The 20,657-nt window shown below is 73.8% G+C and carries 22 protein-coding genes and 1 pseudogene; 13 read left to right on the forward strand and 10 right to left on the reverse strand.

Annotated features, from left to right (window positions below; genetic code table 11):
• The first annotated feature begins 24 nt into the window (after positions 1-24).
• From MCBG_RS27320 to MCBG_RS27335, 4 genes are all read left to right on the forward strand, one after another.
• Complete coding sequence (locus MCBG_RS27320; RefSeq protein ID WP_043329134.1) at positions 25-339, forward strand: DivIVA domain-containing protein; 315 nt, start codon at positions 25-27, stop codon at positions 337-339.
• Complete coding sequence (locus tag MCBG_RS27325) at positions 336-590, forward strand: hypothetical protein (RefSeq protein ID WP_043329135.1); 255 nt, start codon at positions 336-338, stop codon at positions 588-590. Before MCBG_RS27320 ends, MCBG_RS27325 begins: the two co-directional genes overlap by 4 nt.
• A gap of 65 nt (positions 591-655) precedes the next feature.
• Complete coding sequence (locus MCBG_RS27330) at positions 656-940, forward strand: hypothetical protein (RefSeq protein WP_121685563.1); 285 nt, start codon at positions 656-658, stop codon at positions 938-940.
• On the forward strand, positions 937-1,347 hold the full coding sequence (locus MCBG_RS27335; RefSeq protein WP_043329139.1) for a type II toxin-antitoxin system VapC family toxin: 411 nt from the start codon (positions 937-939) through the stop codon (positions 1,345-1,347). The genes MCBG_RS27330 and MCBG_RS27335 overlap by 4 nt, the downstream gene beginning before the upstream one ends.
• 13 nt (positions 1,348-1,360) lie before the next feature.
• On the opposite strand, the gene MCBG_RS27340 is transcribed toward MCBG_RS27335, so the two are convergent.
• The 3 genes from MCBG_RS27340 to MCBG_RS27350 all read right to left on the reverse strand — a co-directional run bounded on the left by MCBG_RS27340 (position 1,361) and on the right by MCBG_RS27350 (position 2,911).
• A complete protein-coding gene (locus MCBG_RS27340; RefSeq protein ID WP_043329140.1) occupies positions 1,361-1,780 on the reverse strand; it encodes a PIN domain nuclease in 420 nt (139 codons plus the stop codon).
• Complete coding sequence (locus tag MCBG_RS27345) at positions 1,777-1,986, reverse strand: type II toxin-antitoxin system VapB family antitoxin (RefSeq protein ID WP_043329142.1); 210 nt, start codon at positions 1,984-1,986, stop codon at positions 1,777-1,779. Before MCBG_RS27345 ends, MCBG_RS27340 begins: the two co-directional genes overlap by 4 nt.
• A 73-nt stretch (positions 1,987-2,059) precedes the next feature.
• The gene (locus tag MCBG_RS27350; protein WP_043329144.1) at positions 2,060-2,911 is read right to left on the reverse strand and encodes an alpha/beta hydrolase; all 852 of its coding nucleotides are present in this window, start codon (positions 2,909-2,911) and stop codon (positions 2,060-2,062) included.
• A 137-nt stretch (positions 2,912-3,048) separates the two neighbouring features.
• Here MCBG_RS27350 and MCBG_RS27355 point away from each other — a divergent pair, with 137 nt between their 5' ends.
• The 5 genes from MCBG_RS27355 (at position 3,049) to MCBG_RS27375 (ending at position 7,396) form a co-directional block, all read left to right on the forward strand.
• The gene (locus MCBG_RS27355; protein WP_043329146.1) at positions 3,049-3,792 is read left to right on the forward strand and encodes an SDR family NAD(P)-dependent oxidoreductase; all 744 of its coding nucleotides are present in this window, start codon (positions 3,049-3,051) and stop codon (positions 3,790-3,792) included.
• A 109-nt stretch (positions 3,793-3,901) separates the two neighbouring features.
• Entirely contained in the window at positions 3,902-4,786 is an 885-nt protein-coding gene (locus tag MCBG_RS27360; protein ID WP_043329147.1) for an ABC transporter ATP-binding protein, read from the forward strand.
• Positions 4,787-4,802: 16 nt separating this feature from the next.
• On the forward strand, positions 4,803-5,600 hold the full coding sequence (locus tag MCBG_RS27365) for an ABC transporter permease (protein WP_043329148.1): 798 nt from the start codon (positions 4,803-4,805) through the stop codon (positions 5,598-5,600).
• Between the two features lie 21 nt (positions 5,601-5,621).
• Positions 5,622-6,779, forward strand: a complete 1,158-nt coding sequence (locus MCBG_RS27370) for a sensor histidine kinase (RefSeq protein ID WP_043331038.1) — start codon at positions 5,622-5,624, stop codon at positions 6,777-6,779.
• Positions 6,776-7,396, forward strand: a complete 621-nt coding sequence (locus MCBG_RS27375) for a response regulator transcription factor (protein ID WP_043329150.1) — start codon at positions 6,776-6,778, stop codon at positions 7,394-7,396. Before MCBG_RS27370 ends, MCBG_RS27375 begins: the two co-directional genes overlap by 4 nt.
• 6 nt (positions 7,397-7,402) lie before the next feature.
• On the opposite strand, the gene MCBG_RS27380 is transcribed toward MCBG_RS27375, so the two are convergent.
• Both MCBG_RS27380 and MCBG_RS27385 read right to left on the reverse strand, forming a co-directional pair.
• On the reverse strand, positions 7,403-8,293 hold the full coding sequence (locus MCBG_RS27380; protein ID WP_043329151.1) for a L,D-transpeptidase family protein: 891 nt from the start codon (positions 8,291-8,293) through the stop codon (positions 7,403-7,405).
• A 73-nt stretch (positions 8,294-8,366) separates the two neighbouring features.
• Entirely contained in the window at positions 8,367-9,812 is a 1,446-nt protein-coding gene (locus MCBG_RS27385; protein ID WP_043329153.1) for an alpha-amylase, read from the reverse strand.
• A gap of 239 nt (positions 9,813-10,051) precedes the next feature.
• Between MCBG_RS27385 and MCBG_RS27390 the strand changes: the two genes are divergently transcribed.
• From MCBG_RS27390 to MCBG_RS27405, 4 genes are read left to right on the forward strand one after another with little or no spacing between them, the layout of a single operon-like run.
• Positions 10,052-11,806 (forward strand): hypothetical protein, encoded by a 1,755-nt coding sequence (locus tag MCBG_RS27390; RefSeq protein WP_223201349.1) that lies wholly within the window; start codon positions 10,052-10,054, stop codon positions 11,804-11,806.
• The gene (locus tag MCBG_RS27395; RefSeq protein ID WP_043329155.1) at positions 11,803-13,272 is read left to right on the forward strand and encodes an NADH-quinone oxidoreductase subunit NuoF family protein; all 1,470 of its coding nucleotides are present in this window, start codon (positions 11,803-11,805) and stop codon (positions 13,270-13,272) included. The genes MCBG_RS27390 and MCBG_RS27395 overlap by 4 nt, the downstream gene beginning before the upstream one ends.
• Positions 13,273-13,332: 60 nt before the next feature.
• Positions 13,333-13,872 (forward strand): TlpA family protein disulfide reductase, encoded by a 540-nt coding sequence (locus MCBG_RS27400; RefSeq protein ID WP_051611409.1) that lies wholly within the window; start codon positions 13,333-13,335, stop codon positions 13,870-13,872.
• Positions 13,869-14,816 carry a cytochrome c biogenesis CcdA family protein gene (locus tag MCBG_RS27405; RefSeq protein ID WP_043329157.1) on the forward strand — a complete coding sequence of 316 codons (948 nt, stop codon included), beginning with the start codon at positions 13,869-13,871 and terminating at the stop codon, positions 14,814-14,816. Before MCBG_RS27400 ends, MCBG_RS27405 begins: the two co-directional genes overlap by 4 nt.
• Here the strand turns inward: MCBG_RS27405 and serS are convergent.
• From serS to MCBG_RS27430, 5 genes and pseudogenes are all read right to left on the reverse strand, one after another.
• Complete coding sequence (gene serS, locus MCBG_RS27410; RefSeq protein WP_043329159.1) at positions 14,803-16,086, reverse strand: serine--tRNA ligase; 1,284 nt, start codon at positions 16,084-16,086, stop codon at positions 14,803-14,805. The genes MCBG_RS27405 and serS overlap by 14 nt on opposite strands.
• Before the next feature lie 456 nt (positions 16,087-16,542).
• Positions 16,543-17,655: a DNA polymerase III subunit beta family protein gene (locus MCBG_RS27415; RefSeq protein ID WP_043329161.1), complete on the reverse strand. Its 1,113-nt coding sequence runs from the start codon at positions 17,653-17,655 to the stop codon at positions 16,543-16,545.
• Between the two features lie 31 nt (positions 17,656-17,686).
• Positions 17,687-18,862 (reverse strand): saccharopine dehydrogenase family protein, encoded by a 1,176-nt coding sequence (locus MCBG_RS27420; protein ID WP_043329163.1) that lies wholly within the window; start codon positions 18,860-18,862, stop codon positions 17,687-17,689.
• Positions 18,863-18,893: 31 nt separating this feature from the next.
• Positions 18,894-20,032 (reverse strand): annotated as a pseudogene (locus MCBG_RS27425) (alcohol dehydrogenase catalytic domain-containing protein).
• On the reverse strand, positions 20,029-20,448 hold the full coding sequence (locus MCBG_RS27430; protein ID WP_043329164.1) for a hypothetical protein: 420 nt from the start codon (positions 20,446-20,448) through the stop codon (positions 20,029-20,031). The pseudogene MCBG_RS27425 and the gene MCBG_RS27430 overlap by 4 nt, the downstream one beginning before the upstream one ends.
• Positions 20,449-20,657: the final 209 nt, after the last annotated feature.

Genomic DNA, 20,657 nt, shown 5'->3' on the forward strand with positions numbered 1-20,657 from the left:
CGACGGTGAGAGGCAGGTCCTGTCATGCGCGTCTTCCTCCGGCGTGTCCGGCGTCGCCGGCGGTCGGTCCTCGGATCGACCTGCTACCGCTCGTCCACCTACCAGCCCCTGCGTCCGTGGCAGGTCCGTGAGCGGAGCTTCCGGACGACCCAGCTGGGCCGGCGCGGGCTCGACCCGCAGGAGGTGCGGGAGTTCCTCGACCGCGTCGCCGGTGACCTGGCCGTCGTCTACGACGCGCTGGCGCAGAGCCGCCGGGAGACCGACCGGATCAAGAACGCGCTGCGTCGCTGGCAGTCGGAGCAGGCCCGGGCCCGCAACGAACGGGGGTACGACAGGTGACCGAGCGCTGGGTGATCCACCTGCCGGTCGTCGTCAACGACCTGCTCTCCGCTCAGCGGCTGGCCCGGGTGGTGGCGCACTGGTCGCACGTCCTGCCGCAGACCGAGCCCGGCGGCACCACGGTCTCGGCGGAGGACGACCAGAACGTCCGCCACTGGGTGTTCTGCGACCTGTTGCTGTCCGGCGGGCAGCGGTGTCTGCTCCGGCCCGGACACGACGGTGAGTGCTCCCGGCGGTTCCGGCCGCGATGAGCACCCGCTCGACCGGCACCGCGTGCCGCACCGAAAGCGGAGTATGCATGAGCTATGGTGAGAGTATGACGCGGCGCATCACGATCAGCCTGCCCGACGACGTGGCCGAGTACGTCGAGCGGTCGCAGGGCACGACGTCCGGCTTCATCGCCGACGTGCTCCGGCGGAAGATGCGAGCGGACGGTCTGCGTGCCCGATGGGCTGAGCACGGCTATGTGGTGACCGACGAGGACGTCGAGCGGGCTCGCCGGAGGCTGGCACAACAGCCGCCGATCACCGACGAGCAACACGATCGGAACATGGAGTGGCTACGCCAGTTCGGGGACGGTGACGGGGCGGCTGCCGCGTGAACGGGCTCGTCCTGGACACGTCCGCACTGCTCGCGTACGCCGCTGGGGACAGCGTCGAGCCGGGTGCGCTGCTGACCCTCGCGCAGGAGGATCCCGAGCAGGAGGTGTGGATCCCGGCGCTCTGCCTGGGGCAGGCGCAGCTTCAGGTAGCGGGTACTCCGGCCGCCGATCTGCTCGACCTGCTCCTCGACACGGACCGGGACATCCGGATCGCGGTATACGACGGTCCGACCAGCCGGCGGGTGGCCCGGATCGCGGCGAGCCGCAAGGTGCCGCTCGACGTGGCCCACGCGATCGCCACCGCCGTGCTCTACCGGTGCTACCTGGTCACACGGGACGTCGGGACGGTAGCGGCGGCGGCCCCGCCCGACCTCGAGGTCCTCGACATCTCCGACTCCTGGGAATGAGGACCGTAGTCGGTCAGTCGGCCTTTCCGGCCGGGACGACCCACGTCGTCGGCTGGCCGGTGATCGCGGTGATCAGGTCGAAGTCGCCGTCGTAGTGCAGAACGGTCACGCCATGCCGTTCGGCCGTCGCGGCGATCAGCAGATCGGCCATCGAAAGCGAGCGGTGGTTGCCCTTGTGCAGCGCCTGCACCTGGACGTCGATCGCACGATCCCAGATGTCGTCCGGCATGGCGAGCCAGTCAAAGCCGCGAAGCAGCCATCGAGCGCGCTGCGCGTCCTTGGCCGAGCGGGCGCTGTGCACCACCTCGATCTCGACCGCCCCGCAGACCGCCAGCAGACCGCGCTCGGACAACTCGTCCAGGACGGGTGCCACGGCGGGCTTCGGCCACCTGGCGAGCGCCGACTTGTCGAGAAGGTAGCGCTCCCGCGTCATGCCGCTTCGGGCTTCGACGCCTGCTGCGGGTCGGTGAGGTCCGGCAGGCCGCCGCTCTTGAGCCAGTCGGCGAACTCCCGGCGCTTCTCCCGGTTGACCACTTCCTGCAGCGCGGCGTTGACGGTGGCCTTCTTGGTGCCGGTACCGAGGATCTCGGCGGCCTCGGCCAGGAGGTCGTCGTCGACGTCAAGGATGGTCCGGGACACGTGCGCCTCCTCGTCCGAGCACTCGAAACGAGGTGATGATATCAATTTTTGCTGATCTTGATATCTCCGTGGGTCAACGCCGTCGAGGGGCCTCGGCGACCACTGTCGGGGAATACTCGTTCGCCGCCTCGACCGCCCACTCCAGCGCGTAGTCCGCCTCCTCCTCCCAGCCCGGTTCGCCGCCGACGAAGTGCGACCGGCCGGGGAACTCCCGGTAGCCGGTGAGCGCCGTCGAACTCCGGTAGAGGTTGGCGATCGAGCTGGCCAAGGTCGCGGGCACCACGTGGTCCTCGCCGCCCGCGGTGATCAGCAGCGGGGCGCGGTCGCTGCGCTTCTTGTCGATCTCGGTGGCGGAGTTCGGGTCCAGGTTGGCGAACGCGGCCTCGAACAGCACGTGCCCGGCGCCCGGTACGGCGTACCGCTCCCAGGCGGCGTCGGACTCCTGCTGGCTGATGGTGTTGCCGAAGGCGTACCGGAAGTCCTCCGGGGTGAACGGCACGGCGCGGTGCCGGTTGGCCGGGTTGTGCAGGATCGAATACCCGGAGCGAAGCGTGCTGGGCGGCAGCTTGAGCACACCCCGTACCGGCGCGGGGTGCACGGCGACCACCGCGGCGCCGAGGCGGCGGTCCGCCAGCAACTGGGCGATCAGGCCGCCGAACGAGTGGCCCATGATGATCGGCGGGCGCGGCAGGCCCTTGACGATCGCCGCGTAGTGGTCGGTGATGTCGGCGATGCGCTGCGCGGCGATCGGGGCCGGGTCGGCCCGCAGCTCCTGCACCTCGCGGTCCATCCCGGGCCAGGCGGGCGTGAGCACCTGGAAGCCGCGCGCTGAGTACCGCTGCGCCCAGTGCTCCCAGCTCCGCGAGGTCATCCAGAGCCCGTGGATGAGCACGATCGTGTCGACCCGTCCCGTCGGTGCGCTCATGTCCGCCTCCCCGTTTCGCCGCTGGACGGCCCGCGCGTACCCGGACTGGGCGCCGGCAATCCTGCCTGACCGGCCGGACAGGAATTGACGGCTGACCCGGATGATCAGCGTCCTGAGTCGACTGTCAGGATGACGACATGACGGTCAGACTTGCCGACAGGGTCGCCCTGGTGACGGGCGGGAGCCGGGGTATCGGCGCCGCCGTCGCGCGCCGGCTGGCCGAGGACGGCATCCACGTCGCGTTCACCTACCGCACCGCGCAGGACAGCGCGAAGTCCGTGGTGGCCGAGATCGAGGCGTACGGGCGGACCGGCCTGGCGATCAACGCGGACAGCGCCGACGCGACGGCCGTGATCGGCGCAGTGGACCGGACCGTCGCCGAGTTGGGGCGGCTGGACATCCTGGTCAACAACGCCGGCGTGTTCGCGGGTGGGCCGATCGAGTCGGTCAGCCTCGACGCCCTGGACCGGGCGATCGCGGTGAACGTGCGCGGGGTCTACCTCGCCACCCAGGCGGCGGTACGCCACATGGGCGCGGGCGGGCGGATCGTCAACATCGGCAGCAGCTTCGCCAGCCGCGTCCCGGCACCGGGGGTGAGCGCGTACGCGATGACCAAGAGCGCCGTGAACGGGCTGACCCGGGCGCTCGCCCGCGAACTCGGTCCGCGTGGGATCACCGTCAACCTGATCCTGCCCGGCTCGACCGACACCGACATGAACCCGGCGGACAGCGCGGGCGCGGACGGGCAGCGGTCGCACATCGCCCTCGGCCGGTACGCGACCCCGGACGACGTGGCGGCGACTGTCAGTCACCTGGTAGGCCCCGGCGGACGGCACGTCACCGGCGCGTCGATCGCGATCGACGGCGGCGCGACGGCCTGATCGGCCCCAGAGCGTCCGGCGTCGGCGGCGTGACCGCCTGACAAATGTCACGGCCGGAAGGTGACTGCCGCTCCGGGGAACCGGACACCGCACGCCGGAGCATCGGGACATGACCGATTCCGCACCGGCCGTGGACCTGGCCGGACTCACCAAGACCTTCGGCCCGGTGACCGCCGTCGACGGGCTCGACCTGCGGATCGCCGCCGGTGAGGTGGTGGCGTTCCTCGGCCCCAACGGCGCCGGCAAGACCACCACCGTCGACATGCTGCTCGGGCTGGCCCGCCCGGACGCCGGCACGGTCCGCCTCTTCGGCGGCGAGCCGGCCGACGCCGTCCGGCACGGCCGGGTCGCCGCCGTGATGCAGACCGGCGGCCTGCTCAAGGACCTCACCGTCGCCGAGACGGTACGGATGACCGCGCACTTCTACGGCCACACCCGGCCGGTGGCGGAGGTGCTGGAGCGCGCCGGCATCGCCGGGATCGCCGACCGGGCGGTGGGCAAGTGCTCGGGCGGTCAGCAGCAGCGCCTGCGGTTCGCGCTCGCGCTGCTGCCCGACCCGGACCTGATGGTGCTGGACGAGCCGACCACCGGCATGGACGTCGAGGGCCGGCGCGACTTCTGGCAGGCGATCCGGGCCGACGCCCGCTCCGGCCGGACCGTCCTGTTCGCCACCCACTACCTGGACGAAGCCGACGCGTACGCGGACCGGATCGTGCTGATCCGCCAGGGCCGCGTGGTCGCCGACGGCACCACCGCCGAGATCAAGAACCTTGCCGCCGGGCGGGTGGTGCGGGCGACGCTGCCCGGCGCCGACCAGGCCGCGCTCGCCGCGCTGCCGGGCGTCCGCTCGGTCGAGGTACGCGGCGACGCGGTCCTCGTGCACACCGGGGACTCCGATGTGGTCGCCCGGCACCTGCTGACCCGCACGGACGCCCGGGACCTGGAGATCACCTCACGCAACCTCGAGGACGCCTTCCTCACCCTGACCGCCTGAACCGGGGAGCCTCGCCATGACCGCCACGACCTCGTCCACCACCGCCCGCGCCGTCGACCGCCGGCCGCCCATGCTCGGCGGGTTCTGCGCGCCGGTGCTCGCCATCGAGATACGCCGGGTGCTGCGCAACCGCCGTACGCTGCTGTTCATCCTCGTCATGCCGGCCGTGTTCTTCCTGCTGTTCGGGCTGCCCACGCGCGGGGAGAAGCTGGACAACGGGCTGCCGGTCACCGGCTGGATCATGATCAGCCTGGCCGTGTACGCGGCGATGGTCGCCACCACCAGCGCCGGCGCGGCCGTCGCCACCGAACGCGCGCTGGGCTGGAGCCGGCAACTGCGGCTCACTCCGCTGCGCCCCGCCGCGTACGTGGCGACGAAGGTGGCCACCGCGATGGTGCTCGGCCTGCTCGGCGTACTCGTGGAGTTCGCCGTCGGCGCGGCCTCCGGAGTGCGGCTGCCGGCCCACGTCTGGGTCGAGTCCGGCCTGACCGCCTGGGTCGGCGCGCTCGTGTTCGCCGCGTTCGGGCTGTTCGTCGGCTACCTCGCCCCGGCCGAGAACGTCATGCAGTTCATGGGCCCGGCGCTGGCCATCCTGGCCATGCTGGGCGGCCTGTTCGTCCCGCTGGAGCTGCTGCCCGACGTGATGCAGCAGATCGCCAAGTTCACCCCGGTGTACGGGGTCGGTCAGCTCGCCCGCGCGCCGCTGACCGGCACCGGGGTGGACTGGGCGGCGGTGGCGAACGTGACCGCCTGGACCGTGTTCTTCGGCCTCGGCGCGGCCCGGCTGTTCCGCCGGGACACCACCCGTGTCTGAGCGGGGTCTAGCGTGGTCGGCGTGACGTCGCCGCCCGGTCCGGCCCGGCCGGTGAACCGCCACTGGCGGTTCACCGGCTGGCTGCTGGCGGCGGTCTGGCTGTTCTTCCTCAACATCCCGCTCGGCACCGCACTGCACCAGCCCCAACTGTGGCGGCGGCTGGTCGGGATCGGCGCGCTCGTCGCGTTCGCCGTGGCGTACGTGCTGATCTTCGAGTGGGCCCGCGCCCGGCGGCAGCGCAACCTGTCGGTCCCGCCCGGCCGGGCCCGGCTGCTGATCGCCGTGCTGCTCGCGCTCGGGCTGGCCGGGATCCCCGGCACCGGCGGCGACTGGCTGACCACACTGGTCTTCGTCGGGGCAGCCGCGGTGTTCCTGCTGCCGTCGGCAGAGGCGCTGGTCGTGGTGGTGCTGGCCGCGGCGGCGCCGCCGGTGACCGCGCGTCTGGTGCCCGGCTGGGAGCACGAGAGCACACTCGTCTTCGCGGTGCTGCTCGCCTCGTTCGCGATGTTCGGGGTGAGCCGGCTGGCCCAGCGCAACGGCGAACTCCAGGCCGCGCAGCAGGAGATCCGCCGGCTGGCGGTGGCCGAGGAACGCGCCCGCGCCGCCCGGGACCTGCACGACATCCTCGGGCACTCGCTCACCGTGGTGGCGGTCAAGGCCGAACTGGCCGGCCGGTTGCTGGAGCTGGACCCGGCCCGCGCCGCCACCGAGGTCGCCGACATCGAGCGGCTGGCCCGGGAGGCGCTGGCGGACGTGCGGAGCACCGTCGGGGCGTACCGCGGGGTGGATCTGGCCTCCGAACTGGCCGGCGCGCGGTCGGCGCTGACCGCCGCGGGCGTCGTCGCGGAGCTGCCGGAGTCGGTGCCGCCGCTGCCGGCGGACCGCGACGAGCTGTTCGGCTGGGCGGTCCGCGAGGGGGTGACGAACGTGGTGCGGCACAGCGGCGCCCGCCACTGCGTCATCCGGGTGGAACCGTCGGCGGTGGAGGTACGCGACGACGGCCGGGGCCCGGCGGACCAGCATGGCCCGGCCGGGCACGGGCTGGCCGGGCTGCGGGAGCGGGCCCGGCGGCTGGACGCGACGGTGACGGTGACGGTGGCGCGGCCGGACGACGGGCGTGGCTTCCTGCTCCGGGTGACGGTGCCCGCGGCGGATCCGGACGGAGGGACGCGCCCGTGACCGAGCCGATCAGGCTGCTGCTCGCCGACGACCAGGCGCTGGTCCGGGGCGCGCTCGCAGCGCTGCTGTCGTTGGAGCCGGACCTGACTGTGGTGGCCGAGGTGAGCCGCGGCGACGAGGTGGTGCCGGAGGCGCTGCGCACCGGCCCGGACGTGGCGCTGCTCGACGTGGAGATGCCGGGTCTGGACGGGGTGGCCGCGACCGCCGCGCTGCGGGCCGCGCTGCCGTCCTGCCGGGTGCTCGTGGTGACCACGTTCGGGCGGCCCGGCTACCTGCGCCGGGCGATGGAGGCGGGCGCGAACGGCTTCGTGGTGAAGGACACCCCGGCCCGGCAGCTCGCCGACGCGGTCCGCCGGGTGCACGCCGGGCTGCGGGTGGTCGACCCGGCGCTCGCCGCCGAGACGCTCGCCACCGGGCCGAGCCCGCTCACCGAGCGGGAGACCGAGGTGCTGCGTACGGCGCGCGGCGGCGGCACGGTGGCCGAGCTGGCGGCGACGTTGCACCTGTCCGAGGGGACCGTACGCAATCATCTTTCCGCAGCCATCGGCAAGACCGGCGCCCGCAACCGGGCCGACGCGGTGCGGGTGGCCGAGGCCAACGGCTGGCTGCTGGGCTGAGCCCGGTCAGGGCAGGCGGTCCACCACGACGAAGGCGGTGCCCGGCTCGACCTCGGTCAGCAGCAGGCGCTGGGCGCTGCGGGTCAGCCGGATGCAGCCGTTCGTGACGTTCTTGCCGAGCGTGTCGTCGTTGTACCAGCTGTGCAGTCCGATGTGGGCGCCGCGCAGCCCGGTCGGCACCGCACCCGGGTCGTCCGGGATCGCGCCGAGGGCGAAGATGTCGACGCCGCCGTAGACGGCCTCCGGGGGCGGGGTGCGGCCCAGCACGAACGTGCGGCCCAGCGGCGTGAGCTGCCCGGACATGCCGAGGCTGACCGGCCAGGTGCGCATCGCGCGCCCGTCCCGGCTCCAGGTGAGGCGGTGGGTGCGCCGTTCCACCACGATCTGGTCGCGCAGCGCCACCGTGGTCCAGCCGCCCGAGGGCAGCCAGGCGATGGTGCGGTTGGCCGACGGGAGCAGCACGGCGGTCCAGCCGGAGCGGCGTTCGACGATCGGCACGGTGAGCCGTACGCCGTTGATGGTCGGCGCGAGGAAGGCCAGCGGACGGCCGCCCGGCGCGTCGTACGCGGCCACGTTGCGGTTCGGGCGCAGCCCTTCGCCGAGCTGGCGGGTGTCGGCCGGGTCCGGGTCGGGCGGGAAGCCGCGCGGCGCCGGGTCGTAGGTGATCACCGGCAGGTCGTCCGGCGGGCGCGCGGCGGGCGGCACCGACTCGTACGGCGACGGGCTCGGCGCGGCGGTCGTGCTCGTGGGCGCGGCGACGACCGGCGTTGACGGGCGCGCGGGCGTGACGGTGAGCGCGCGGCCGACCAGCAGCGCGGTGACGAGCAGCAGCGGTACGGCGAGCGCGGCGATCAGCCAGCCGGGAGGTCGGCGCGCGGCAAACCGGTCGAACAGCACGAAACTGACTGTAACCGACCGGAAGCCCCCGTACCCGGTACTACGGGTACGGGGGCTTCGCGGCCCGGGTGGCTCAGCTGAGCTTCGCGCCGATGTGGATGGCGATCGCGTCGTGCGCGGGGACGTTCGCGGCGAACCAGCCGGACGAGTCCACCGTGATCACCGGACCGCTGCACGAGCCGTTGCCGAACGTGCCGTGGACGACGTCGCAGTAGCGGCCGGCCGGCAGCCCGGTGTAGTACGAGCGGCCGTTCACCGCGCTGCCCTCGTCGTTGATCGTCAGGTAGCCCTTGCCGGTACGGCTGAACGCGATGTGCTGGTAGCCGTTGTCGTACCAGTTGGAGACCCCGGCGCCCTCGGTGGCGTTGCGGAAGCCGACCATGTTGGCGATGACCGGCCAGCGGTGCTCGCACTCCCAGCCCGAGTAGCAGGTGACGTTGGTGATCCGGTTGCTGCCGTCGGCGGGCGGGCCCTGGTCCCGGCCGCTGTAGGTGAAGCTCGACATCACCGCCGGGGTGCCGTACGGCCAGGCCAGCATGAACGCGTTGGCCAGCGCGTACGTGCCGCGGTCGCGGTAGGTGAGCACGCCGCCCTCGCGCTGGGTGTCGTGGTTGTCGGTGAAGACCACCGCCTTCGCGCTCGACAGGTAGCCCCAGGACTCGCCGAAGTTCTTCAGGTACGCCAGCCGCTCGTTGTTGAACATCCGGGCCAGGTCCTTGCCGTACCGGAACTCGTGCACGTCACCGTTGCCGGTGTACTCGGTCGGCTGGATCGGCTCGCCCGCGCCGTAGATGACCTCCTGCACCAGGTACGCGCTGCGGTTCAGCTTGGCCTTGATCGCGGCGATGTCGGCGGCCGGCATGTGCTTGCTGCCGTCCAGGCGGAACCCGTCGACGCCGAGGGAGAGCAGGTCGTTGAGGTACGCGGCGAGCCGGCCGCGCACGTACTCCGACTCGGTCTTGAGGTCGGCGAGGTTGACCAGCTCGCAGTTCTGCACCTCGTACCGGTCGTTGTAGTTGGCGATGTCGTTGTTGCCGTTGCGCCCGCAGTAGTGGAAGTCCTGCGCCGAGTAGATGCCGGGATAGTTGTAGTGGCCGTACGACGAGCCGGCCCACCCGGTGCCGCCGTTCTCCTGCCCGGACATGTGGTTGACCACGGCGTCGACGATCACCTTCACGCCCGCCGCGTGGCACGTGTTCACCATGGACTGGAACTGCGCGCGGGTGCCCTTGCGGGACTCGATCCGGTAGCTGACCGGCTGGTACGACACCCACCACGGGCTGCTGTTGACGTGCTCCTGGGGCGGGGACACCTGCACGTAGCCGTAGCCCTTCGGGCCCAGCGTGCTGGTGCACTCGGTGGCCACCGACGTCCAGTTCCACTCGAAGAGCTGGACGATGACCTTCTTGGCGCCCGGGGTGGCGGCGGTGGCCGGGGGAGCCGCCGCCGTGATCGGGACGAGCAGGCTGGCGGCCAGGCCCAGGGCGAGCGCCGCGGCGCGGAATCGGCGTCGATGCATCAGGACTCCTGCGGGGGTGCGGGGGATGCGGGGGAGTGGAGCCTGTCTCAGTGCTGGCTTCTTGCAGCCCGCGCTGAAATTTTGCGGCAAGGTTACGAGAATGTTGCAAGGACTGTCAACGTATGGGCATTCGTCGTTGCGTCAGGCGCTACACGCGCGTCCGGACCGGACGGTTCGAAAAACCGGCCGAGAAATTCGCCACCGGAGGTGATCCGTCCGCGCCGTCGCTCCGTACCTGAGTGGGGAGCAGGGTCGGCCGGTGGGGGCGCCGCCGCGAGACGATCGAGGAGCAGATGGCCCGGGCACAGCAGAACGAGAAGACGACGACCGTCCGGACCACCACCAGCAGCCGTGGTGCCCGGACCATGTCGAAGTCCGCGATCGCGGCGCTGACCGCTTCCGCACTCGGCCTCGCGTGGGCCGGAGTGGAGCTGGCCGGCGCCGGCGGGCTCATGTACTCGTACGGATTCTTCTTCACCGAGTTCTTCGCCGGGGTGGTCGCCCTGGTCGCGCTCAGCATCACCGTCATGCTGGGCCTGCTCGCCACCGACCGCCTCGTGCTGCTCATCCGGCACCGCGTGCTGCTCCAGTCCGCGCACCGCGCCACCGGCGTGCTCGGCGTGGCCGGACTGGTCTTCCACGTCATCACCAAGGTGGCCATCGGCCGGGCCGGCCCCACCGACGCGGTGGTGCCGTTCATCGGCGGCGCCGGCCTCTACGTCGGACTCGGCACCGTCGCCGCGCTGCTGATGGTGGGCGTGCTCTGGACCGGAATCGTCCGGGTCCGGTTCGCCGGCGTCGGCCCCAAGTGGTTCTGGCGGGCGCTGCACTCGATGGCCTACGTGTCCTGGCCGTTCGCGCTGGTGCACGGCCTCAACGCCGGCCGTCCCGCGGCGACCTGGGTGCTGCTCAGCTACCTCGCCTGCGTGCTGGCCGTGGTGCTGGCGCTGATGGTGCGGCTCTCCGTCCACCTGGGCAAGCGCAGCCGGGAACAGCACCAGGCCGCCGCGCTCAACAAGGCCATGGCCGGCAAGGCCGAGGAGCGGACCGGCGTGTTCGCCGTGCTCACCCGCAAGAAGGACAGCGCCAAGGAGGACAGCGGCGCCGGCCGGGGCCGCTGGGCCGAGGCCACCGCCACCTGGACCGCGCCGGCCGGCACCGCCCGGCGGCGCGACCCCGAGCGGTTCGCCGTACCCGTGGTGCCGGAACCCGGCTCGCTGCGCGAACCGGTCCGTGCGGCCGCCCGCCGCCGCGACGAGGAGCGGGTCGCCACCCGGGTACGCGAGGAGGAGCGCGAGCCGGTCCTCTTCGACCGGGACGAGGAACTGGTGCCGGCACGCCGGTCCGACAGTGAACGCTCCCGCCGTCGTCGCCGGTCCGAGGAGGAGCCGGCGGGCCGCCGGTCCCACACCGACGAGGAGCGGGTGAGCCGCCGGTCCCGGACCGACGAGGAACGGGTCGGTCGCCGCTCCCGGGCCGACGAGGACGTCGCCGCCCGCTACTCGGCCCCGCCGGAGAGCGGTGGCCGCCACTCCGCGCCCCCGGACACCGGTGGCCGCCACTCCGCCCCGCCGGACAGCAGCCGGTACGCCACCCCGGCCGAGGTGGCCCGCTACTCCGCGCCGCCGCGTGCCGGCAACGAGCCGGAGGAGCCGTGGGACAGCCCGCGCCGCTGGGAGACCCGCCCGGTCTCCGGTGAGCCGATCTCGGCCGGGCCGATCTCCGGCAGCCCGATGTCGGCGCAGCCGCTCAGCGGATCCGGCCGGCGCTACCGGGACGAGGAGGACGTGCCGGAGGAGCCGGACTACTGGCGCCCGCCGGCCCGCTACGACGCCGACGAGGCGTTCGTGGACGACACCCCGACGCTCGTCGACCTCGCCTCCCGTCGCGCCATGCGGGCCGGCAAGGACAGCCGGTCCGGCCGGCGCAAGCGGGCCGACGCGGACGCGGTCGACGGGGCGTACTGGGCCGGGCTGCGGGGTGAGGCCCGGTGACGCGGCAGACCACGGTCCCACCGGTCGCCTGCGTCGGCGAGCCCCGCCTGACCGCCGGGTTCGCCGAGTTCGGCCGGCTCGACCTGCTCGCCCACGAGGAGGTGCACGGCCCGATCGGCCCGATGGAACCGGCGGCGCTGCTGCGGCTCGCCGAAGCCATCGACCTCAAGGGCAAGGGCGGCGCGGGCTTCCCGTTCGCCCGCAAGCTGCGCGCGGTGCTGGAGTCCTGCGAGCGGCAGGACCTCTCCGCCGTGGTCGTCGTCAACGCCACCGAGGGGGAACCGGCGAGCTGGAAGGACAAGGTGCTGCTCACCCGCGCCCCGCACCTGATCCTGGACGGCGCCGCGCTGGCCGCGTTCGCGCTCGACGCGGAGGAGATCGTCATCGGCGTCGCCGACGACGACGTGGGCCGGCCCTCGCTGGCCGAGGCGCTGCAGGAACGCCGGATGCCGGTGCCCACCACGATCGTCACGGTGCCGCACCGGTTCATCTCCGGCGAGGGCGGCGCGCTCGTCAACGGCATCAACGGCCTGCCGCACATCCCGCCCGGCACCAAGAAGCGCTCCAGCGACTCCGGCGTCGGCGGGCTGCCCACCCTGCTGTCGAACGCCGAGACGTACTCCCAGCTCGCCGTCGCCGCCCGGATCGGCCCGTACGAGTACGCCGCGCTCGGCACCGACGACGAGCCCGGCACCGTGCTGCTCACCGTCACCGGGTCGGCGAAGCGGCCCGCCGTGGTGGAGTGCGCCGCGGGCACCCCGCTGCGCGAGATCCTCGACCTGTGCGAGGTGCCGCCCGGCCCGGGCATCCTGATGGGCGGCTACCACGGCAAGTGGATCACCGCGGCGGCGGCGGACCGGGCCGAGGTGTCCCGCAAGGGGCTCACCGCCGTCGGCGGCACGCTCGGCGCCGGCATCATCGTGCCGCTCGGCGCCGACACCTGCCCGCTCGGCGAGGCCGCCCAGGTCGTGCGGTACCTGGCCGGTGAGTCCGCCGGGCAGTGCGGCCCGTGCAAGATGGGCCTGCCCGACCTGGCCCGCTCGGTCGACCTCGCGGTCTCCGGCAGCGCCCCGGTCGAGCTGGTCCGCGCCGCGGCCGGGGACGTCAAGGGACGCGGCGCGTGCAGCCACCCGGACGGCACCGCCCGGTTCGCGCTGTCCGCCATGGAGGTGTTCGCCGACGACCTGCGGCTGCACGCCACCGGCGAGGGCTGCGGCAAGCGGGTCAAGGGCACGATGGGCCTGCCCGGCGCGCCCGACGCCAACCCGCAGAAACTCACGCTCGACTGGTCCCGCTGCGACGGCCACGGGCTCTGCGCGCACGTGGTGCCGGACTTCATCCGGCTCGACGGCAACGGCTACCCGGCGTTCCCGCCCACCCCGGTGCCGACGTGGCTGCGCGAAGGCGCGCTCAAGGCGGTAAAGGTCTGTCCCGAACTCGCGCTTCGCCTGGTCCGGGCCGAGTAGAACCCAGGAGCCGCCGATGCGTACCGCCGTTCGCGCGACCTTGGCCGTCTACTCGCAGCCATGCTTTGCACCGGCTGCGCGGCCGGACCCGAGGCCGGGGCGGTGCCACCCGCGGCCCCCGCCGCCGCGCCCCCGGACGTCGCGTCCCCCGCCTCGACGCCGGGCGGGCCGACGTCCGCGCCACCGGCCGCGGTGCCGGCCACGCTGACGTTCACCGGCAAGACCCTCGACGGTACGGCGTTCTCCGCCGCCGCCCTGGCCGGGCGGCCGGTGCTGCTCTGGTTCTGGGCGCCCTGGTGCGCCACCTGCGCCAGCCAGGCGTGGACGGTCGCCGAGATCGCCCCCGCCTACCGGGACACGGTCCCGATCGTCGGCGTCGCCGGGCTCGGCGAGCAGAAGGCGATGAAGGACTTCGTCACCGAGTTCGACCTGGGCGGCACGACCCAGATCGACGACCGCAACGGCGCGCTGTGGCGCCGTTTCAAGGTGACCGAGCAGAGCACGTTCGTCGTCCTGGACCGGACCGGCCGGGTCGTCCACCAGGGATTCCTGGACGGTGAGGCGCTCACCCGGCAGGTCGAGACGCTGGCCCGGGGATGACCGGCGCGCTGCTGCTCGCCCTGACCGCGGGCATGCTCGGCGCGGTCAACCCGTGCGGCTTCGCGATGCTGCCCGCGTACCTGTCACTGCTCGTCGCCGGGCCCGACGGCGGGCGCGGCGCGGTCGGCCGCGCGCTCACCGCGACGGCCGCGCTCACCCTCGGGTACGTGCTGGTGTTCGGCGCGTTCGGGCTGGCCGTGGCGCCGGCCGCCGACTGGTTGCGCCCTCGGCTGCCGTGGCTGACGGTGACGCTCGGCGTGCTGCTGGCGCTGGCCGGGTGCTGGCTGCTCGCCGGCAAGCGGCTGCCCGCCCCGGGCCCGCTGCGCGTCGCGCCCCGGCTCACCCGCACCTGGCCGTCCATGGTGCTGTTCGGCGCGGCGTACGCGCTCACGTCGCTGAGCTGCGCGATAGCGCCGTTCCTGGCGATCGTGGTGACCAGCATGCGGGCCGGGTCGCCGCTGCGCGGGCTGGCGCTGTTCGGCGCGTACGCGCTGGGCATGGCGCTCGTGGTCGGGGTGGCCGCGCTCGCCGTGGCGCTGCTGCGCGGCCGGGTCGTGGCGCGACTACGCGGCGCGGGCGCCTGGGCGCCGCGTCTGAGCGGCCTGGTGCTCGTGGTCGCGGGCGGCTACGTCGCCTGGTACGGCTGGTACGAGGTGCGCCTCGCCCAGGGCCGGTACGACGCCTTCACCGACCCGGTGATCCGCGCCGCCGCCCAGCTCCAGCAGACCCTGGTGCGCGCCGTCGACACTCTGGGCCCCGCCGTCCTCGCGGCCTTGCTCCTGGCCGCCGTGCTCCTCACCCGCCGCCGTCCCCGCTCTCTCTCCCGCGATCTTGCGGTTGGGGCCCGGGCGGAAGGGGTGAAGCGGACTTCTCGCGGGCCGGAAGTGCAAGATCGCGGGGAAGGGGCGGGGACGGCGGCGGGGGAGCGGGTCAGCGCGGGGTGAGGCGGTCGGTGCCGAGCTTGTCGCGCAGGACCTCCGGGACCACCACCGAGCCGTCGGGCTGCTGGTGCTGCTCCAGGATGGCCGGGAACAGGCGGCTGGTGGCCAGCGCCGAGCCGTTGAGCGTGTGCACGAAACGGGTCTGCTTCGCGCCCGGCTCGCGGTAGCGGATCGCCGCCCGGCGCGCCTGGTAGTCACCGGCCCAGGAGACCGACGACACCTCCTTGTACTTGCCGGTGCTCGGCATCCACACCTCGACGTCGAGCGTCTTCTTCATCGAGGCGCTGGCGTCACCGGCGGCCAGCAGGCTGGTCTGGAAGTGCAGACCCAGCTTGCCGACCAGGCCCTCGACGTGCCCGACCATCGCCTCCAGCGCCGCGCCCGCCTGCTCCGGCAGCGTGAACTGGAAGATCTCCACCTTGTTGAACTGGTGGCCGCGCACCGTGCCGCGCTCGTCGGAGTGCGAACCGGCCGCCTCGCGCCGGTAGCAGGGCGTGTACGCGAACGCCTTCAGCGGCAGCTTCGGCGTCTCCAGGATCTCGTCCTGGTACGCGCCGAGGATCGCCGTCTCCGCCGTGGGCAGCAGGAACTGGCCGCGCGAGGACGACTGCTTGTCGATGTGGTAGACGTCGTCGTGGAACTTCGGGAACTGCCCGGCCGCGTAGCCGGCGCTGTCCAGCAGCAGGTGCGGCGGGAGCAGGAACTCGTAGCCGGCCTGGATGTTCTGCTCGATCAGCCAGTTCACCAGCGCCCACTCCAGCCGGGCGCCCAGACCGGTGTACATCCAGAAGCCCGAGCCGCCGAGCTTCACGCCCCGCTCGTGGTCGACCAGGCCGAGCGCGCGGCTCAGCTCCACGTGGTCGCGTACCTTCTCGATGGCCGGCGCCTCGCCGAACGTCCGCACCACCCGGTTGGCCTCCTTGCCCCCGGCGACCACGTCGTCGGCGGGCAGGTTCGGCAGCTCGCTCATCACCGCGCGGAGCCGGGACTGCACCTCGTCGAGCTGGGACTCCAGCTCCGCGAGCTGCTTGCGCTCGGCCTCCGGGGCGACCGGCTGCGGCGTGCCGCCGGACCGTTTCGCCTCCGCGTACGCCCGCGCCTCGGCCTTGCGGCGCTGCCGCTCGGCGTCGATCTCCGTGATCAGGGCGCGTCGTTCCTGGTCGAGCCGCTGGATGTCGTCCAGCGTCCGGGTGACCTCGGCAGGATCCAGACGCTTCGCCAGCGCGGTCGCCACCGCCTCGCGATCCTTCCGGATCAACTCCATGTCGAGCATGCTGCTCGTACGCCTCCGTCCAGGCAGTCAGGTGGGACCTCCAGATGCTACCGTCGCGCCCCCGTCGCCCCGGCCCGGCCCGCACAGCCCGCCGCCACGGGGCCCGTTTCGGTAACGGCGCGTGACGGTGGGGCTGTCGGAGGGGTGTGCTCACAGTCCGTGACGGTGTGCTGGTGCCCGCTCCGACCCGCGCCTGCTCATGGACGCGCTGACCTGGTCAATCTGACGGATCCGCCTTCGGGCGGGTGTGCCCCTTCGGCGACTTTGCTCTGCAGCCACCGACGCGGCGTTCGACGCAGCGTCAGCGTCGCGCGGATGGCTGCAGAGCAAAGTCCGCGAAGGGCAAACATCCCGGGGGAGCGTTCGCATCACGCACAGTCACTGACGTCTTCCGCCGGGGCCTAGCGGAGCCCGGGTGGCGGAGGCCGGGTGGCGGAGGCCGGGGAGCGCTGAGCGTCAGAGGCGTACCGGCATCAGGACCGAGAAGGCGTGCGCGTCGTCGGCCCGCCGCACGGCGAGTGGAGCGATCGGGCCGTCCAGCTCCAGCACGAGCTGGCCGTCGCCGGACCCCAGCGCGTCCAGCAGGTACTCCCGGTTGAGCCCAACCCGAAGCGCGTCAGCGCCGGCCGCGCCGGCCGGGTCGACAAGGCGCAGCTCGCCGCGGCCGTCCAGGCCGAGCGCCACCACCTCGTGCTCGACGCCCTCGTGCGCGCGGTGGCAGACCGGGACGCCGTCGGCGGTGAGCGCCGCGCGCAGCGCCGCGCCGTCGACCGGGATCCGGTACGCGGGTACGTCACCGAGCTGCGCGCGCAGCAGCCGGCGGTAGTCCGGGAAGTCGTACGGCAGCGGTACGGCGGTCAGCGGCCGGCCCGCCACCGTGACGGTCACCCGGCCGGGAGCGACGACGACCTCGGTGACGTCCGAGCCGTCGAGGCCCGACACCGAGCCGGCAGCGTCCAGCAGCGCCCGCAGCTCGTCGACGGCGGCCACCGGCAGCAGCACGCTCACCGGCGGGCCGTCGACGGTGCCGGCGACCCGGGCCACGGCGAGCCGGTGCCGGTCGGTGGCGATCAGGTGCACCCCGTCGAGGGCGACCTCCAGCAGCACGCCGGACAGGACCGGCAGCTCGGGGTCGGCGCCGACGGCGAAGCGTACGGCGTCCACGGCGGCGGCCAGGTCGGTGCGGGACAGCGCGAGGCGGGTGGTCACTGTGGGCTCCTCCGGGTCGATCAGGCAACGGATCCGGGAGAGCTCGCGACGCGCGTCGGCCAGGCCGTCCTCCAGGCGGCGCAGGTGCGCGTCCAGCAGCCGGTGCACCTCGGCCGGCCGGTGCCGGTTCCGCAGCGCCTCGGCGATGCCGGCCAGCGGCATCCCGACCCGGCGCAGCCCGGCCACCAGCCGGGCCGGGTCCACCTGCTCCTCGGTGTACCAGCGGTAGCCGGTCACCGGGTCCACCCGGGCCGGGGCCAGCACCCCGGAACGGTCGTAGAACCGCAGCGCGCTGACCGTCAGGCCACTGGCCCGGGCCAGCTCGCCGATGCTGCGAAGCTCGCTCTCCACGGCCGTCATCCTGTGACCTCAAGCGGGTCGAGGGTCAACCTCACGCCGGCAGCGTGCGGAACGTGATGCCCGCGCGTACCAGCCGGTCCAGCAGCGCGTCGCCCATCGCCGCGACCGGCGTGACCTGCCCGGCGGTCTCCGGCAGGTCGTCGAAGGCCAGGCAGAGCGCCGACTCGGCGAGCATCTTGGCCGTCTCGTCGTAGCCCGGGTCGCCGCCGGCCACCTCGGTCACCACCCGGCGGTCGCCACCGGTGCCCACGAACCGCACCCGGAACCACGACTTGGCCCGCTGCTCGGCGGTCGGGCCCTGCCCGGAGGCGAGCCGTCCGAGCAGCCAGCGCCGCGTCGGCGCCACCTTCACCAGCCCCATCACACCGGCCAGCCCGACACCTGCCATGAGCACCGTGGGCAGCCGCTTCAGCGCGGCGAAGTGCCGGTAGCGGAAGTCCGGGCCGTACTCCGGGCGGGCCGCCGCGGACCGGCGGACCACCTGCGGGTCGATGGTGGGCAGGGGCACCGCCCACTGGCCGAACTCGCGTACCCGGCCGACCTTGCCCGGCACCGCGCGGACCCGGCGCCCGCCGGGCTTCGGCTCCATCGCCCGCCGCGCCCGCGCCGCGCGGCTCGTCTCACCGGTACGGGAGAACGCGGTGAGCGCCGAGTGGTACGTGCCGGCGGAGAACCGGCCGCCGGCCCGCACGTACCCGTCCACGGCGATCGGCCCGTCTGCGGGCAGTTGCTTGACCGTGTACCAGACGCCCAGGTCGTGCGGGATCGAGTCGAAGCCGCAGGCGTGCACCAGGCGGGCCCCGGTGCGTACCGCCTCGGCGTGGTGCCGCACGTACATCCGGTCCACGAACTCCGGCTCACCGGTGATGTCGAGGTAGTCGGTGCCGGCCGCGGCGCACGCGGCCACAAGCGGCTCGCCGTGGTGCACGTACGGCCCGACGGTGCTGGCCACCACCCGGGCGCACTCCGCCACCGCGCGCAGCGACGCCGGGTCGGTCACGTCGGCGGTGAGCAGCGGCAGCTCGGCCAGGGCCGGGTCGATCGCGGCGAGCCGCTCCCGCACCGCGGCCAGCTTGTCCGGGTTACGCCCGGCCAGCGCCCAGCGCAGCCGCTCCGGCGCGTGCCGGGCCAGGTACTCGGCGGTCAGCCCGCCGGTGAAGCCGGTGGCGCCGAACAGGACGAGGTCGTACCGACGGTCTGCGCGCATCCGCCGAGTGTGCCATCCACGGCGTTCACCTTCACGGCGTGAAGACCACCCGGACGCATCCGTCGGCCCGGTCGCGGAACAACGCGTACCCGTCGGCGCCGCGCTCCAGCGGCATCCGGTGCGTGGCCAGATGCTCGGTGACCAGCTCGTCGCGGGCCATCCGGGCCAGCAGCTCCGGGATCGCCGTCGCGCCCCGCCGCCGGGCCGCGCGGACGGCGAGACCCTTGTCCGCGAGCGCGCCGAGCGGGAACCGGTCCACCACCCCGGGCCGGGCGTCGAGCACCACCACGACGCCGCCCTTGCGGCACGCGTGCACCGCCTCGCGCAGCGCCGCCCCGCCGTCCGCCTCGGTCAGCGGCCACCGGTTCGGCTCGGCCGGCACCCCGGAGGCGTCGACGCACACGTCCGGGCCCCGGCCGCCGCTGCGCTCCCGCAGCTCGGCGAGCACGTCCACGTACCTGTGGTTGAGCGCCTCCACCCCGGCTTGCCGGGCGATTATGCTCAGCCGGTCGTCCCGGTCGTTTCTACCACGATCACCCGGTCCGCGCCCCGGGCCACCGCCGCCCCGGCGGTGAGCTGGCCGACCGCGCCCGCGCCCCACACCGCCACCACGTCGCCCGGGGCGACCTCGCCCAGCTCCGCGCCGTACCAGCCGGCCGGCGCGGCGTCGGCGGCGAACACCGCGCGGTCGTCGCTCACCGACTCCGGTACGGCGAACGCGCCCACGTCCGCGTACGGCACCCGGACGAACTCGGCGTGGCCACCGGCGAACCCGCCCAGCCGGGCCGGCCGGCCGAAGCCGCCCGCTGACGGCTGGCCCCACTCCGGTTCGGCGGTCACGCCGCTCGTGCCGTTGTCGCAGCAGGCGAGCAGCCCTTGCCGGCAGAACCAGCACGCCCCGCAGGCCACCGCGGCGCCCACCACCACCCGGTCGGCGACCCGGTGCCGGCGTACCTCCGGGCCGACCTCGACCACCTCACCGAGGAACTCGCGTCCGAGCACCTCCCCGGCGGACGCCTCGGGCACCCGCCCGCCCAGGAGCGGCAGGTCCGCGCCGCAGGTCGTGCTGCGGCGCACCCGCACGATCATGTCCTGGGCGTTGCGCAGCTCCGGGTCCGGGACGCGGCGCACCTCCACCGCGTCGGCCCCGGCCCAGCACAGCGCCCTCATCGCACCGGCCCCGGCCGCTCCAGCGGCGAGCGGTCCGCCCGCAGCACCTCGCCGGTCTCCAGGAGCTGCTTGGTCTGCCGCAGCACGTGGCGCAGGTACCGCCCCGGGTCGTCACCGACCAGGTGCGCGGCGAACCCCGGCAGCGTGCACTCCCCGCCCAGCGGACGGATCGCCAGTTCGGTGCCCCGACCGCCCGGCGCGGGGCGGGCCCACACCTCGACCGCCCCGTCGAGACGGCGCAGCGGCTCGGGCCACCGTCCGGCCGGGAGCACCCGCTCGGGCTCGGCGGCCACCGTCACCTTCTGCCACCGCCCCGGCCGTGGATCCGTTGCGGCCCGCTGCGGCAGGCGGTCGGCCAGCCTCCGCGCCCCGCCGGCCGCCAGCGCGCCGGCCGTCAGCCGTCTGATCCGCGCCACCTGACCTCCCGAGGGTCCCGGCCTCGGGCGGCCGGCGCTGCCCGGCCGGCCGCCCGCGTGCCTCCAGGGTGGGCGAGGGGCGGGTGAGCCGGGTTCGCCCCGAAGGGGTGAACCGGCCCGGTGCGGGTAACCGCTGCCCGCGTCGACAGGGGGAGGGATGCATGCCGGAGGAGGCCGACCAGGTCCGATTCGTGGCCGCGCCGCACGAC

It is taken from the genome of Micromonospora sp. M42, assembly GCF_000568915.1.
GTDB lineage: Bacteria > Actinomycetota > Actinomycetes > Mycobacteriales > Micromonosporaceae > Micromonospora > Micromonospora chalcea.